This is a genomic window from Marinomonas sp. S3726 (assembly GCF_000967665.1).
In the GTDB taxonomy this organism is placed as follows: domain Bacteria; phylum Pseudomonadota; class Gammaproteobacteria; order Pseudomonadales; family Marinomonadaceae; genus Marinomonas.
The window spans coordinates 89,048-104,302 of sequence record NZ_JXYC01000003.1 but is presented as its reverse complement, the minus strand read 5'-3'; the positions used below and the strand labels follow the sequence as shown (position 1 = coordinate 104,302).

Genomic DNA, 15,255 nt, shown 5'->3' with positions numbered 1-15,255 from the left:
CTCGTTACTTTGGTAGTTTATAATTTTCAACAACTTGAACCGAATACTTCTCATTACTCACTCCTAACTTACCTTTTATTGTTGGTAAGCCATTTGCTTTGACAGTAATAAATTCGGGAATTTCAACAGGAATAATATCTCCTGCTTTAAACTTCAACACATCTTGCAGAGGAACATCAACATGAGCAACTGCTGCAGACAACTCAACTTTTAAATCTTTGACATCTTGCTGTAAAGATTTCCCCCACCTATCATCTTTCTCGTCCACATCACTCTGCACACCTGCATCTAACAGCTCACGTACAGGTTCTATCATAGAGTATGGCAAGGTGATATGAAGCTCTCCACCACCTCCATCAAGCTCAATATGGAAGGTTGAAACAACTACAACTTCACTAGGACTCACTATGTTTGCCATAGCAGGGTTCACTTCTGAACTAATGTAATCTAGCTCTACTGTTAAAACAGGCGCCCAAGCTTCTGTCAAATCGACAAAAACTTGCTCCAACATTAGCTGAACAATACGTATTTCAGTAGGAGTAAATTCTCGACCCTCAATCTTAGCATGTCGACCATCACCACCAAAAAAGTTGTCAACTAATTTAAAGACTAATTTAGCATCTAAAATAAAAAGAGCGGTACTTCTTAAAGGTCTAAATTTAACCAAGTTCAAACTTGTTGGGACGTACAGAGTATGTACATACTCACCAAACTTCATGATTTGCAAACCGCCCGAAGAAACATCGGCGGTTCTTCGAAGCAAATTAAACAAACTAATACGAGTATAACGGGCAAAACGCTCATTAATCATTTCAAGCGTTGGCATTCTGCCACGAACGATTCTTTCCTGACTTGTTATATCGTAGGAGGCAACACCTCCTTCATCCGAATTATCATCCTCTTCGGGTTTTTCATCTGCACCATGTAAGAGAGCATCAATCTCATCTTGGGATAATAGATCTTGAGCAGACATAAATTCTTACTGCATCACAAAGTTAGTAAATAAAACATCTTCAACACCTGCGGCACCCGTTTCCTGCTGCAAAATTGTATTGATAGACTCTACCGAAGCAGCCTTAAGCGCTAGCTTACCTTCAGTTGATTGCAGCTCACTAAAGACCTGGCTAGAAAACAATAGGACAAGGCTATTTCGAATTAATGGCATGTGTATCTTTATCGCATCAATTTGTGCTTGATCACGAGATTTAACTGTTAGGTTTAGCTGTAAATATCTTTGCTTTCCATCCACAATAAAATCCACGACAAATGCGGGGTCAAGTTTTAAATAAATCGCAGGACCAGTTGCCGCTGCGCCAACATCTTGACTCGTCTCAGCACTGTCAGCCGCTGCAGCATCGTCTTCACTACTATCACTTAATAAAAAGAAAGCTGCACCACCACCTATAGCCAATACAAGAACAGCAGCTACGATAATGATAATTAACTTACCCTTACCACCTTTAGCACCTTCTTCAGCAGTTACATCTAAATCTTCATCAGCCATGTAATACCCTTAATCTCTCATTAAAAAGTGTTGTATTATCATATTGATACAATACAAACATTACTATCTGTCATTCTACTAGGTTTTGATGCTAGTACCATAGCTTTTAGGTAATCTTGCTATATCATGCATAAAAATCGACTTTTGAACGAGACACATTCGCTTCATTCATCATCAAACTTGAATCAACCTCTTCTGAATCTGTATCTAAATCATGCTGAGCAAACTGGTTATCAGCATCCTCTCCTGATTGTTGTGAGCCAGATCCTTGCTGAGAAACATTAACGTCTACTTCGGCTAACTCCAAACCTTGCTGCGCCATCATTTCACGCAGCCTTTGAACCTGACCTTCAAGCAAATCTTTAACTTGAGTTGATGCTGCAACAAAACTTACAGTAGCAACATCAGAATCAACAGACACTTTAACTGTTAAGCTTCCTAACTCTGGAGGATCTAAATGAATTTCAGCTTGCTGTATGCCTTGCCTATTCATCCACATCATCTTTTCTCCCATCTCTGAAGACCAGTTAGGATGATTTGGAGGAACTTGCATTGTCATATTTGCAGGATTACTTGTGTTAGTCACTGCTGTTGCCAGACCAAGCTTTGCCTCAACAGCTGCAGTTGGGGCCGTACTGATTGCATTTGCTCCCAAACTACTATCCCCTAGCCCAGAGCGAGTCGAGCTAGACGTATCTAGTTGTCGACCTAACTCTGGCTCAATTTTATTGGCATTATTATTTTTAAACTCAGTTTCAATTAACATTTCAGATTCAGGACCTGCCTCTAACAAGCCTGACTCACCAGCAGCCAAGCCTAAGGACAAAGGTGCAGCTACTTTTGTCATTTGATCTGTGTTTTGTGCCAAAGCGGGACTTACTGGAGCAGTTGATTTAATCAACTCAGCCCCCATTCCCAACTCCGCTGTTACTTGTTGCTCCCTTGGCATTTGCTGCATTATCCAATCAAGGTCAGTATTTTCGGCTAATTCTGATGACACAAGACCAGAGCTAGGCGTAATCGATTTAGCGCTTTCAGCTACTACTTGCGACTTAGTATCACGCGATAACGCACCTGCACCTAACAAAGCTAAACCAGCAGATACATCAAGCGAATCACTTTCTGGAACAAGACTTTGAGTTGCTTTATTAGCATCACTCTTAGCAAGATTTTCAAGCTGTTCATTGAGTAATCCGGATACCTCACTATCAGAAGTGGTTGCTTTAGAACTTGATGCAAGATTCGTAGTCGCAGCACTAGCTGCCAACCCAGTAGCTAGGCTAGTAGAAGCATTCGCGACTTTTGAATTTACCTCTACATGCCCCTCAACAGAGCTTGTTAAATCATGAGTAGGATTTGTATCACTTTTAGCTAAACCTGCAGTTGCAGCCAAAGATCCTGAAACAAGTGTATTAGCGGTTAATTCTGCATTTTGATTATTTACCAACTTATTTTCTTCAACAGAGTTAAGCTGAATCTCTCCTTGATTGGCAACTTTTACCCCCTGACTTTGCAAAGAGTTGCCACCTAAGTTTGATTTTTCCCCTTGACCAGCTAATACACTTGAGGGGGGCTGAGTATTTTCAATGAGACCGTCTTTACCCAATTCATGTTCAACAGAAACATTGTGCGCTGAATTAATCGAATTAAAAGTCCCTGATGCAGCCCCTTCGTTAGAAACTAGGCTGGCATCAAGACTTTTAGGGTCCAAGCTATCAGGCATATCATTGTCAGATAAACTCCCTCTTCCCTCTAAAGCAAGGTCAGTCTGAGCTGAAACTAGCCCTGTATTTACTATGTCTTCCTGAGAGATATTTGTCGAAGCACCTTGAATAGAAGAACCCTGAACAGAAGAACCCTCAGCAGTTAAATTAGATATATTATCTTGCTCAATTGCGACCAAACCAGCACCAACACTAGCCTCAACGGGAGTTGAGTCAGAGACTAGCTCTTTACTCTCATCCAAATTAGCTTCATCACCAATAAGTACATCAGTCTCAACGCTATCATCTTTTATAGAGTTACCCGAAGGAGGAACTGTTTGAGAGGGTGAATCAGTAGATAATTCACCACTAACTTGCTGAAAGACGCTATCAAATGAATCGGTTGAAGTGGAAGGCTCGCTTCCAGCACTTGAAGAATTGACGTTAGATTTTGGGGTAATTACAGATAAATTTGAATTTGCTAACATAGAGCCCTCCGATTCACAGATAACCTATGCAAATCAAGGGCCAATTAAAATTTACTTATTTATCCCACTGATACTGAACACCTACCTGATTGCCTTTATCAGAGAAGGTGATGGATTGGCAAAGCTGACCAAGCAAAGGTAAACCTCGATTATAAAGCTCATCAGAGTCTTCTAGTTTCAAGCCAACTTTTGAGGTATCAAAACCATCCCCACTATCTTCAAGCTCAATACTCAATAAACCGCCAACTTCATTAGAGGAAATAGAGACTTTAATTCTAATAAAACCAGTTTCAAGTGTACTTAAGCGCGTTTCACGCTCCATATAATAAAGTACGAAACCATCGTTAGTTGCCTTAAGCTCTGAATTTAATTGCAATACTCCATGCTCTAAAGCATTTGAATAAAGCTCAGACAACATCATAAACACCTGTCCCGAATAACGCTTAAGCCCAGACACTGTCATAATAATTTGCAAGATATAAGGCAAAGGGTCTGTGTTTTTTAAAGAGTCTGCATTTAAGGTATATTCGAAAGAAAAGTCAGATGGCATATCAAGCTCAGCGGCTTTATCTTGACTCGATTCTTGCTCAACCCCAATAGCATCATGCAACTCTATTTTTAAGCAAGATATATCATCGTGAGAAGAGTCTAGTACACCTTCGGTTTCAAGCTTACGCCTTAACCATGGCATAATATCACCGACCTCAACTCTCCCCTCAATCAAAGAGTTAAGCTGATACTCAGAAAACATCAACCCCTTAGAATCAATAGCTTCATAAATACCATCAGACCAGGCTAAAAACGAATCACCATTTTCAAAACTTACTATCTCTGTTGAATAAGTAAACTCTGACTCCGCAACTATTCCTAACGGCAAGTTATGGGAAACTAAAGGTTGAGGTTTCTTTTGCCTCTGAGAAAAGAAAAGCGCATCAGGTAAACCGCCATTCCAAACCTCTAGTGTTTTATCAGTAATGTTGATGTCAACAAATAAGGCACTACAAAACATATCAGCAGGTAAAATTGCTTTTAACCTACGATTAATTTCTGGCACTATCTGCCTCATTAAGAAGCCTTTACGGGTCCACTCAAAGAAAATATCAGCTAAAGGTAATGCACCAATTGCCGCTGAAAGGCCATGACCAGTAAAGTCTCCGATAAGAAGGTGCATTCCGCCATTTGGCTTATAGGCAGCGAGTATCACATCACCATTAAACAAATGATGACCATAATAAAAGGTATTTAAACAAGGGTCAGAAAGGCAATTGGAATGGGTAATATTTTCATAGACAACTTTTGCCACTTCTTGCTCATGAATAAGCTGCTCATTATAAGATGAAAGCTTGTCCCTTTGAGACTCTAATGTTTTCTGCAAAGAAAGAATGCGAATAATGGCATCCAATTTAGCAGCGATTAACACTAGATTAAAAGGTTTAGAAATAAAATCACTACCGCCAACCTTGAGACAGTTTACTAAAGAAGATGTATCAGAAAGGCCAGACAAAAAAACAATTGGAATAAAACGTCCACGACTCATCTCTTGTATTTTAATAGCTGCCTCTAGCCCATCACACTCAGGCATAACAACATCAAGACAAACCAATTGCGTTGAATCTGGATCAAACTTTTCTATTGCCTCTAACCCATCCTCTGCAACTTCTACGTTATGCCCAAGACCACTAAGCATAGCTTTTAGTAACAACCTATCAGATGGGTTATCGTCAGCAATTAATATATTAAGAGAAACTAAAGACATGGATTAATGCAGTGAAAACAACCTATCAAAGTTAGCAATACGAAGGATTTTTTCTACTGCGTCATTACAGTGACTCAAGACTATTTCGCCCTGATCTCCACCAGCATAATCCCTAAGAAGCAAAAGCATACCTAAAGCTGAGCTATCAACATAAGTGACTTTCGTCATATCTAACTCAAACTTACAATTACTTTCTACAGAGCTGTAAGCATCTTTAAACGCCTTATGACAACTAAAATCAAACCGTCCTTCAATTTGAATTACTAAGGCATGTTTTTTTTCATCGTATTGTGTCTGCATGATCATACAACTAAATCCTATAAAGTCTTCATGAAGTAATGACAACTTCATCTTTAATAATTTGCCTTCCTTGACACTTAAAGCAAATTGGAAAATAAGAGAATTGAATAACAAATTTTATCTTGTTACCAGATAAAGTTTCTCGCCATTACATTTAAGTACATTAACAAACTAAGGCTTACTCTTTTCTATTAAACGTTCCAATACATCGTCCAAACTGAAAACATCCTTCATCATATTTTCAGAGTGCGAAGTTAATTCATCTTCCTGATTGTTCAAGCTAAACTCCTGTATTGCATTTTTTGCTTTAACCGATCTCTCCTGACAAGACTCTATGTCACTTTCTAATATAGCTAAACTTTCTTTCTCTTGCGCTAATGAATCTTGTAACATTTGTGAAACCGTGTCTATGTCATGACTTAAATCGACAGCAATACTTTGCAAAGCGTCCAATTCAATATCACTTTCATCTTTATTAACTATGGCATTCAACACAGCCACTTTAACCTCAGACATACAATCAGAACTATCTTGCAAGGCATTAACACTCGCCTCAACACCTTTATGAACAATCGTTAGGCTTTGGTTCAAGTTCTCATAACCAAGTAACAAATTAGATTCCAACCCCTGCAATGAGTCTGTATTCTTTTTACCTAATTGGGAGGCAAAGAATATGCTATTTTCAACTTTTTGCCTCAGTTCTAAAACAGCACCTTTTAATGGCTTAAAGTCCAACTCATCCTGTGATTCAAGTTCACTTTCAGACTCGTCTTCAATAAACGCGACTTCTTGCCTTGTTAATTTATCATTTGCGTCAGTTAGAGACTCAGAAAGCATAATAACCAACTCACCAACTTCTTTTAAAGATGTTACTTTCTGCTTTTCTTCTGCAACTGTCATCCCATCAAATAAGTTAATTAGACTTGTTACTGATAGACGTATTTTCTCTAATTGGACGGCTAAAGCAGCAACCTTTGACTCCTCTCTCATCACTCTAACTGGCGCATTCCAAACATCATTAGACATTAATGAAACAAGCTTAGTGACAGCTTCGTACTCTAGCTCATCAGACACTGGAGTAAAGGTTAATAGATAACCAATCAAACGTCCTTCTTCAAAGATTTCTTCTTCATTAAAAGTATAGGCCAAACCGTTAAAACGGAATAATGACGGCAAATTATCATTATTTTTAGTTTCAGCAATTTTAATATCAACCAACTCAAGCGAAGGCTCATCTAAATCACACAAGCTTGATTCAATTTCAACCTGATATTCAGACCATATCAACTCAAACAACTGATTGCAGAACACATAGCGCCTGTCACTATTCAAGGCTAAACAAGGCTCCTGAATATTTTGAAAATAATGCTCTAATAAGCTTTTATCCCGCTCAATCACATGCGCATTAACTAGATTAGATTCCTTAAGTTGTTGCAAGTGAAAGAAGATATCCCTAAATTCATCATTATGATGCCAATCTGGTGAATAAGAATATTGTTTATGGTGGAATTTTTTTACTAAATTCAGCACACTTTCCAAACCAACTGAAAGCCTCTTTCGCATCAACGCATAAGTAAAAAGTAAGCCCAGCAAAGTTACTAGAGCGAAACCAATCACCAAATTTTGAAAAAGCTGAAAGCTGATAAGGTATTCTTGTTTCTTTAATAACTTAAATTCATGTAAAACAGATCTCGCTAAAATAAGGCTTTCCTGGAACCTTTCAATTATCAGCATCTTTTGCTCGACATCTTGAACTTCTAATAGCCTTTCTAAATCTAGCTCTATCACCGGAAAATTATCGATTTCACGATAAATTCGAATCATTTCTTCAAGTTCTGCCGCTACCCTAGCTTGTAAAACTTGCTCTTTATTTGATAACTCTTCAACGCTAGCTGGATCATGTGGAATAATATTCGTCGAATAAATAAATAACTCTAAAGCTTCTAACTGGAGCTCATTCAATTGCTCAAGCATCAAATCAACCCGCTGCTCAGCCACCATGGATTTATTATTTTCTTCAGTGATAAAGAAAAATAGCCCAGACATAACAAGGCAAACCCATAGCATTAAGACGAGCACAGAGCGCGTTAAAAATGTCACTACATTATTACGTCGAGCATTTAAGTTAATTTCTGTCATCTAACGTCCTGAAGCCAAGGTTTAAACATAAAATCTAATCATATAAAAAATACTTATTAAAGAAAAACTATCCAAAGCTATTAGAATCAATTACATATAATAAGTTAGCATCATAATTTGATGAAAGCAGGCTAAACTCTCTTAAATCCAGCCGATCGATACCTTCAATGCTTTGCAACTTATTACTCATATCTGCTTCGTAATAAATTGCCTCCACAGGAAGGCATATATATTTATCCTGAGACATCAATAAAACTAAAGATATAGCCAGTTCCTTTTCAATATCTAAGTAGGGGTAACACACCCCCTCAAGCTTAGCTAAAGGAAGGCTTATCCCAGGTAAATTCACCACATTTTCAAGAGTGACAGGTAAATGTTTTTCAACTATATCTGCACCTATAAAACAAGGAATACCTGCAACCTTAGCGAGCCAACCACTCTTATCTACTCTGATATCATCTTGTTTCACTATTAGGTTTATACTAGTTTCTTCATAGGCACATGGATTTATCTCTGGCACCACATTTTCACCACCTAAGCACCAAAGCATAGTTACTTTAGCATTCACCCCTTTTGAAGCAACTTTATAGGCGCGTCTTTGAAGCCGCATATCTGTCACCAATATGCCATAGGTTCGCCCAACTTCCTCAATCAATACAACTCTAGCATCACCTTCTAGCTGACTCTGCTCATGAGGCGCAACAAAAACATCAATGGTACCTATGGAGTCAAATGTCATCTGAATGATGGAAAAGTTATCACATGATTCAAAATCTCTAACTTCAAATATTTGTATTGAATGTATTTTATGATCTGGAACACAAATAACTTCATTAGCAAAGTTCATCTGCCACACAGAATGTTCGAGCACATCTAAATCAACAGAGACAGATAAACTGAGCTTATTAAGCTCAACATCAATTTGATTAGGCCCTCCTATTAAGCCTACTTCTGATTCACTCTGTAGTCCTAATTCATTCACCTCTTCAAGAGACAGATATGAGCAACCAGCACAATCCTTCAAAGACAAATAATACTGAAAGCTATGGTCACTAGAGTTTAAGTTAATCGCCTTAGCAAGGCTCTGCTTCAACTTATCAAAAGCATCAAGATCTACATACAGCGAACTCTGATATGCCATCACCTCTATATCTAATTTCGAAATTGATGAGAGTTGCTTAGCGGCCTGTTTTAGGGTTAGAGATTGAGAAGCAAGATAAACACTTTCAAGCTCTTTATAGTAATTCGAATACTTAAATCGTTTCTTCTCTCGCCAACCTAACAATTCATTTGCATGCCTGAAACCTTTAAATAAAGATGCTAGATTCAGTGGTGATACCAGCTTAGAGTCTTGCCTTTTATTCCATCTAAATTTATTAAAATTATGCTTCATCCAAGCTAAAGATTGTGAGGTTTTTACACCTAAAACCAAAGAGGATGAAGTGTTATTCAAAATCAGCTTTACGTCCTCATTCATTAGCCCTTCAGGCTTGAAGTTGAGCCCGCCCTCAAAGTAGTAAGCACCAACGCGAGAAAACCTTTCAATGAAGTCTATTAGATCATTCAGCCAATAATCATTATCTTGATCAACGTCTGACTCATAAACATTCACTGCTAAATTAGAGCCAGTTGTTAGCTCATTACCAAGTAAGTCAATTTTGTTTGAAATTAAAGTTATTTGATGTAATTTAGTTGCTAGATTAGGTTCAAAAGATAAATAGAAATCTTGCTCTAAAATAAGCTGTCGCGCCAAGTCAATAAACTCAAGCAACAGGTCTCGAAACTTAAAATTAAAAGGTGAGAGTTCGTGCTGCAAACCTGCAACCAAACGTAAGAATGAATCCAACAATTCATTTAATGACATTAACTCAAACTGTTGAGCCGCATTTGCACTCAGCCAATCTAAGCCTTCTCTAATATCTATTAAACTTTCAACGGGAGAAAAGTCATAGGAAAGACTATAGCTTTCTAATTCATAAAGGCGATAACTGAGTTTACTCAATAGCACTTCCATGATGGCAAATTAACATACCAAACTTAATAACCAGATTTCATAAACCTGAGCATAGCAAATTCATCTGTTTGCCTTTGCTCCAGCTTATCTTCTAATTTTTGCTCTTGCTGAGCATGTTTATCTCTTACAATATCCATGCTCTTAGTTTTAGTCCTGGCAGCCAACCATTGTTGCTGAGCCTGATCAGCTTGGTGTTCTGACTGAGAAATAGCACCTTTTTGCTGCTGCACGGCCTGCTCTAATCGCGTAACAAAGTGCTGATAGTTAGTGACTAAATAAGGGCTCATACCTAATAAATTTCGCTCAGACTCATATTGAGAAGCGTACTCTTGCAATTGCTCTAGCTTCTGTTTTTCTTGCTCTACTTTCGCTTTTTGTCGAGCAAGCAAGCGGGCAACTGTATCTTCTTTTTTCTGAGATAGTTCAACTAGTTTCTGAATACGCTGGGACCGCTTCATCACATCTTCCAATAGACAGGTTAATAAGCATAATGCCCATTATAGCTCAAAAGGTCTAGGTCATTGCTTTAACTAGGGCTTCCAAGCTTGCATCAATATTAAATTGCTCACTCAGACCCTGCTGTAGGAAAGCTTTGATCTCTGGCATAAGAGCTATTGCTTGGTCTGTATCTGGATCTGCACCTTTCGTATAAGCACCAACAGATATCAAATCTTGATTTTGTTGATATTTAGAATATAGCTGCTTAACCCTTAACGCTCCTTTTAGGTGAGCATCACTAACAATATGAGGCATAGCTCGAGAAATGGAGGCTTCAATATCAATTGCAGGATAATGACCTTCCTCAGCCAATCGACGCGATAATACGAAATGACCATCTAATATTGCTCTAGAAGCATCAGCAATTGGGTCTTGCTGATCATCGCCTTCAGTAAGCACTGTATAAAAAGCCGTAATTGATCCTCCACCAGCAGCACCATTTCCAGCTCTTTCAACTAACTGAGGGATTTTAGAAAATACAGAAGGCGGATAACCCTTAGTGGCAGGAGGCTCACCAACCGATAATGCAATCTCCCTTTGAGCTTGGGCATAGCGGGTTAGTGAATCCATTAGAAGTAAAACATTCTTTCCCTGATCACGGTAGTACTCTGCAATACGGGTGGTCAAAGTAGCCGCCCTTAATCTCATCAACGCAGAGTCATCAGCAGGAGAAGCAATAACAACAGAGCGAGCAAGCCCTTCAGGCCCAAGAATCTGCTCAATAAATTCTTTAACCTCTCGCCCCCGCTCACCAATTAAACCGACTATCGTAATGTCAGCCTCAGTAAAGCGAGTCATCATGCCGAGCAACATACTTTTACCCACACCACTACCAGCAAACAAACCTAGTCGTTGCCCTTTTCCTACCGTTAGGAGGCTATTAATAGATTTAATACCAACATCGAGAGGCTCGGTGATAGGTTTACGTTGCAATGGGTTAATAATATCGCCTTGCATTCCTATTCTGTGCTGAGCTTTAATCGGCCCTTTGCCATCTAAAGGATAACCCAAACCATTAACAACTCGGCCAAGTAACTCAGGACCAACCATCATCATTCCTTCACCGGATAATGGCTTCACACGAGCACCTGGAGCAATACCATTGATAGCTTCAGTTGGCATTAAATAAGTTAAGTTGCCAGTAAATCCAACAACTTCAGATTCAACCCATCTATCTTCTCTAACCTGAACAGAGCACCTATCCCCTAAAGCGACTTTACAGCCAACCGCCTCCATAGTTAGACCAACCATACGGGTGACTTTCCCCTCTAGCACTGGATGAAGGTGATCTGAAGAAAATTGCTTTAATTTATTGAGCCGGGAGACTAGATCAGATTCCATCAGAATCTGGCTCTGGATGAGGATGCAGCTTAACGAGGTCAGCTAGGATTAATTCTATTTTATGCTCAATCGAAGCATCAACAAAAGCACCTTTTGAGTCTAGTACAAAGCCACCAGGCAATAAGCTTTCATCTTGCTCGACTTTGATATCAACCCGATCAAACACAGAAAAAGTTTGTATTAAATCAGCACTTTCAGGATGCAAACGAATTCTCAAAGGTTGCTCCAACTCCTCAAGTTCACGCGTTAAAAATGCGACCTGAGATGATAAAAGGTTTTCAGATACTTCTGTTAATTGTGATTGAGTAATACTCTGGACCATATTCGCTACAGATAGATAAAGAATCGATTCAACCTGATCTTTACAAGCTTTAATAGGGCGACTCAAATCATCACTGAGTTGCCTTAATAGTGCCTCAACTTCAGCTAGCTTAGCAGTGGCATCTTCAACAGATTGAGCAAAGCCCTTTTCATAACCTTCCTCATAACCTTTTTCTAGGCCTGCAGCGTGCCCTTCTTCATGACCTTGAGTTTCACCTTTTTCAAACCCAGTTTGATGACCTTCCTCAAGCCCTTCAACATAACCTTCATCATAAGCAGCAAGGCGAATTTCTTCTAATTGAGAGGCGGTTAACGGCTCATAGACTAAAGAGTCCTCATCGATTTCTTCGACAACGACAGCTTCGTTTTTGCGGATCAATAAAGAGGTACCCGTGTCTTCTTTCGGAGCGACATCCTCCAAATGAGGCAGCTCCCAACGCTCATAAGCGGTTAACTTACGCTCATTTCCTTTTGCACTTTCAGACATAGGTTAAACCATTTGTTCACCACCACCGCCCAACATAATCTCACCGGCGTCGGCAAGTCGTCTAGCAATGGCAAGTATTTCTTTTTGTGCAACTTCAACTTCACTAACTCGAACAGGCCCTTTGGCCTCCAAGTCATCTTTAAGCATATCTGCAGCACGAGAAGACATATTTTTATATATCTTCTCTTGCATATCTGGGTCAGCTCCTTTCAAAGCCAAGATAAGGGTTTCAGACTCAACCTCACGTAAGATTGCTTGAATACCTCTATCATCTACATCAATCAAGTTATCAAAGACAAACATCATATCTTGAATAGTGTTTGCTAGATCCTCATCAACATCACGGATAGATTCCATGAGATCAGCTTCTACAGAACTATCAATAAAGTTCATGATATTTGCAGCGGTTCTCACACCACCAATAGAAGTAGATTGCGAACCTTGACTACCAGAGAACTGTCGCTCAAGAATCGAGTTAAGTTCTTGTAGGGCAGCAGGTTGAACGGTTTCAAGAGATGCTACACGCAAAACGATATCTAACCTTACGCGTTCATCAAAGTTGGAGAGAATATCCGCCGCCTGATCTGAGTCTAAGTAAGAAATAACAATGGCTTGAATCTGAGGGTGTTCATAACGAATCACATCGGCAACAGCCCTTGGTTCCATCCATTTTAAGGTATCCAAACCTGTGGTATTGCCACCTAAAAGAATTCGGTCGATGAGACTACCCGCTTTTTCTTCACCTAAAGCTTCTTTAAGCATGTTTCGGATATAACCATCAGCACCTAGTCCTAGACCTGTCTGATCACCAACCAAAACTAAGAAATCATCTAACACCTTTTCAACTTGGTGTCTTTGCACATTGGCAAGTTGCGCCATGGACTGACCGATTCGCTGAACTTCTTTCGGGCCCATATGCTTTAGAATCTGGGCCGCATCCGACTCACCTAAAGACATCAATAACACAGCCGCTTTTTGTAAAGATGATAAGTCGTCACCACCTTGTTCCGTATCACTCATTTAACCGTCCATCACCCATTGTTTAACCACTTGTGCAACCCGTTCAGGCTCTTCTGCTATTAGGCCACGAATTGCATTAAGTTGCCTTTCAATTTTCTCAGGTGAACCTGGCACCATAATATCTTCTGCACTAACAAGTGATACTTGATCATCTGAAATTTCATCTGTTTCATCAGCAAATATTGACGCCTCTGCATCTTCTGCGACAGCAATCTTATTTTGCTCACCCAAGGCTTTAAGTATGGGCCTGACGACAACCATAAGAAGAATAAGTACAAAGAACCCAACTAAAGTAGGTTGAATTAAACTAATAAACCAAGGCTGTTGATAAAAAGGTACTTCTTCTGGCTCAGGTAATGGTTCAGGCACAGCAAAAGGTGAATTGATAACACTCACACTGTCCCCACGTCCTGAGTCATAACCCACAGCATCACGGACTAAAAGCGTTAAACGACTTAATTCATCATCACTCCATGGGGTTCTAACTAATTCAGACGTTTCTGGATCAATACTAACAAGGTCATCAACAACAACAGCCACAGACAAACGCCTAATTGTCCCTTGTTGTCTACGGGTATAACTAATACTTCTATCTAACTCAAAGTTACGAGTCGTTTCTTGACGTGACTCACCATTACTTCCTGTTGCTGCTCCTGCACTATTAGCAACTTCTGGTGCGGTAATCGCGCCAGGAGGCTGGTTCGTTAAAGAACCAGGAATACCAGAGTTAGTCGTTCCATTTCGGCTTTCATTAAGTGTTTGCTCACTCCGCAAAGCTAACAAATCAGGGTTATACTGTTCGTCGGTTTGCTCGACCGAAGTAAAATCTACATCTGTAGAAACTTCAGCCTTGAACCTATCAGCACCCACAACAGGCTCTAGAATGTTGTTGACCCTACTAAGCAGTACATCTTCTACTTTTCGAGTATATTCAAATTGTTTCCCTGCGACAGAAAGTTCAGAGCTGGTCTCTTTTTCACTAAGCAAGGTACCTCTTTGATCAACAACGGTGACACTTTTTGCATTTAGTTGAGAAATACTAGATGAAACAAGATTTACAATCGCCTCTACTTGGCTTCTATCAAGACGACGACCAGGATACATTTCTAAGAAGACTGACGCGGAAGGTTTACGTGTATCTCTGACAAATACAGACTCTTTAGGAATAGCAAGGTGTACTCGCGCGGATTTAATACTTTGCAGGCTAGAAATGGTTCGACTTAATTCGCCTTCAAGACCTCGACGATAACGAGTTCCCTCAACAAATTGAGATGTTCCAAGACCTTGCTCTTGGTCCATTATCTCCATGCCTACCACGGTATCATTAACAATACCTGAACCGGCAAGTTTTAGCCTAGCCTGATGATAATAGTCAGATTCAACTAATAAAGCCCCAGTATTCTCATCGAGTTTAAAGGGAATATTGTTAATGCTTAACACTTCAACTATTTGATCAGCGTTGTAATCAGTAATGCTACTAAGTACAGGCTTATACTCAGGCCCATCTGTCCACAGAATAGCAGCCAAGCCAATAGCTATAGACGCAGCTAAACCGACCATCAAAGCTAACTGTCTAATAACAGTAAGTTTATTGAAGCCGGTTAATAACTCTACATAGAGTTTTTGATCTGACTGTTGTACTGGAACATTATCCATTTAGGATCGCCAAAATTTTATACATCAC

12 protein-coding genes are annotated in these 15,255 nt (G+C 39.5%); all 12 read right to left on the bottom strand.

Features of this window, described 5'->3' with window-relative positions; translation table 11 throughout:
- Nucleotides 1–4 precede the first annotated feature (4 nt).
- The 12 genes from fliM to fliF all read right to left on the bottom strand — a co-directional run bounded on the left by fliM (nucleotide 5) and on the right by fliF (nucleotide 15,227).
- Nucleotides 5–973 carry a flagellar motor switch protein FliM gene (fliM, locus tag TW85_RS00740; protein WP_046015166.1) on the bottom strand — a complete coding sequence of 323 codons (969 nt, stop codon included), beginning with the start codon at nucleotides 971–973 and terminating at the stop codon, nucleotides 5–7.
- A 6-nt stretch (nucleotides 974–979) separates the two neighbouring features.
- On the bottom strand, nucleotides 980–1,504 hold the full coding sequence (locus tag TW85_RS00735) for a flagellar basal body-associated FliL family protein (protein WP_046015165.1): 525 nt from the start codon (nucleotides 1,502–1,504) through the stop codon (nucleotides 980–982).
- A 124-nt stretch (nucleotides 1,505–1,628) separates the two neighbouring features.
- The gene (locus tag TW85_RS00730; protein ID WP_046015164.1) at nucleotides 1,629–3,695 is read right to left on the bottom strand and encodes a flagellar hook-length control protein FliK; all 2,067 of its coding nucleotides are present in this window, start codon (nucleotides 3,693–3,695) and stop codon (nucleotides 1,629–1,631) included.
- A gap of 55 nt (nucleotides 3,696–3,750) precedes the next feature.
- Nucleotides 3,751–5,451 carry a fused response regulator/phosphatase gene (locus TW85_RS00725; RefSeq protein WP_046015163.1) on the bottom strand — a complete coding sequence of 567 codons (1,701 nt, stop codon included), beginning with the start codon at nucleotides 5,449–5,451 and terminating at the stop codon, nucleotides 3,751–3,753.
- A 3-nt stretch (nucleotides 5,452–5,454) separates the two neighbouring features.
- Nucleotides 5,455–5,757, bottom strand: coding sequence for an STAS domain-containing protein (locus TW85_RS00720; protein ID WP_046015162.1), 303 nt, complete (start codon nucleotides 5,755–5,757; stop codon nucleotides 5,455–5,457).
- A gap of 165 nt (nucleotides 5,758–5,922) precedes the next feature.
- Nucleotides 5,923–7,890, bottom strand: coding sequence for a hypothetical protein (locus tag TW85_RS00715; protein WP_046015161.1), 1,968 nt, complete (start codon nucleotides 7,888–7,890; stop codon nucleotides 5,923–5,925).
- Nucleotides 7,891–7,957: 67 nt separating this feature from the next.
- On the bottom strand, nucleotides 7,958–9,892 hold the full coding sequence (locus tag TW85_RS00710; RefSeq protein ID WP_157196868.1) for a hypothetical protein: 1,935 nt from the start codon (nucleotides 9,890–9,892) through the stop codon (nucleotides 7,958–7,960).
- A 35-nt stretch (nucleotides 9,893–9,927) separates the two neighbouring features.
- Nucleotides 9,928–10,362: a flagellar export protein FliJ gene (fliJ, locus tag TW85_RS00705; protein WP_046015159.1), complete on the bottom strand. Its 435-nt coding sequence runs from the start codon at nucleotides 10,360–10,362 to the stop codon at nucleotides 9,928–9,930.
- A gap of 55 nt (nucleotides 10,363–10,417) precedes the next feature.
- Entirely contained in the window at nucleotides 10,418–11,743 is a 1,326-nt protein-coding gene (gene fliI / locus TW85_RS00700) for a flagellar protein export ATPase FliI (protein WP_046015158.1), read from the bottom strand.
- On the bottom strand, nucleotides 11,733–12,551 hold the full coding sequence (locus TW85_RS00695) for a FliH/SctL family protein (protein ID WP_046015157.1): 819 nt from the start codon (nucleotides 12,549–12,551) through the stop codon (nucleotides 11,733–11,735). Before TW85_RS00695 ends, fliI begins: the two co-directional genes overlap by 11 nt.
- Nucleotides 12,552–12,554: 3 nt before the next feature.
- Nucleotides 12,555–13,571 (bottom strand): flagellar motor switch protein FliG, encoded by a 1,017-nt coding sequence (gene fliG / locus TW85_RS00690; RefSeq protein WP_046015156.1) that lies wholly within the window; start codon nucleotides 13,569–13,571, stop codon nucleotides 12,555–12,557.
- The gene (gene fliF / locus TW85_RS00685) at nucleotides 13,572–15,227 is read right to left on the bottom strand and encodes a flagellar basal-body MS-ring/collar protein FliF (RefSeq protein ID WP_046015155.1); all 1,656 of its coding nucleotides are present in this window, start codon (nucleotides 15,225–15,227) and stop codon (nucleotides 13,572–13,574) included.
- Nucleotides 15,228–15,255: the final 28 nt, after the last annotated feature.

What these genes read in the sequence shown, in the direction of transcription:
- fliG (WP_046015156.1), bottom strand. Translation starts at nt 13,571, where the DNA reads ATGAGTGATACGGAACAAGGTGGTGACGACTTATCATCTTTACAAAAA.
- fliJ (WP_046015159.1), bottom strand. Translation starts at nt 10,362, where the DNA reads ATGAAGCGGTCCCAGCGTATTCAGAAACTAGTTGAACTATCTCAGAAA.
- TW85_RS00730 (WP_046015164.1), bottom strand. Translation starts at nt 3,695, where the DNA reads ATGTTAGCAAATTCAAATTTATCTGTAATTACCCCAAAATCTAACGTC.
- fliF (WP_046015155.1), bottom strand. Translation starts at nt 15,227, where the DNA reads ATGGATAATGTTCCAGTACAACAGTCAGATCAAAAACTCTATGTAGAG.
- TW85_RS00725 (WP_046015163.1), bottom strand. Translation starts at nt 5,451, where the DNA reads ATGTCTTTAGTTTCTCTTAATATATTAATTGCTGACGATAACCCATCT.
- TW85_RS00735 (WP_046015165.1), bottom strand. Translation starts at nt 1,504, where the DNA reads ATGGCTGATGAAGATTTAGATGTAACTGCTGAAGAAGGTGCTAAAGGT.
- TW85_RS00695 (WP_046015157.1), bottom strand. Translation starts at nt 12,551, where the DNA reads ATGTCTGAAAGTGCAAAAGGAAATGAGCGTAAGTTAACCGCTTATGAG.
- TW85_RS00715 (WP_046015161.1), bottom strand. Translation starts at nt 7,890, where the DNA reads ATGACAGAAATTAACTTAAATGCTCGACGTAATAATGTAGTGACATTT.
- TW85_RS00720 (WP_046015162.1), bottom strand. Translation starts at nt 5,757, where the DNA reads ATGATCATGCAGACACAATACGATGAAAAAAAACATGCCTTAGTAATT.
- fliI (WP_046015158.1), bottom strand. Translation starts at nt 11,743, where the DNA reads ATGGAATCTGATCTAGTCTCCCGGCTCAATAAATTAAAGCAATTTTCT.
- fliM (WP_046015166.1), bottom strand. Translation starts at nt 973, where the DNA reads ATGTCTGCTCAAGATCTATTATCCCAAGATGAGATTGATGCTCTCTTA.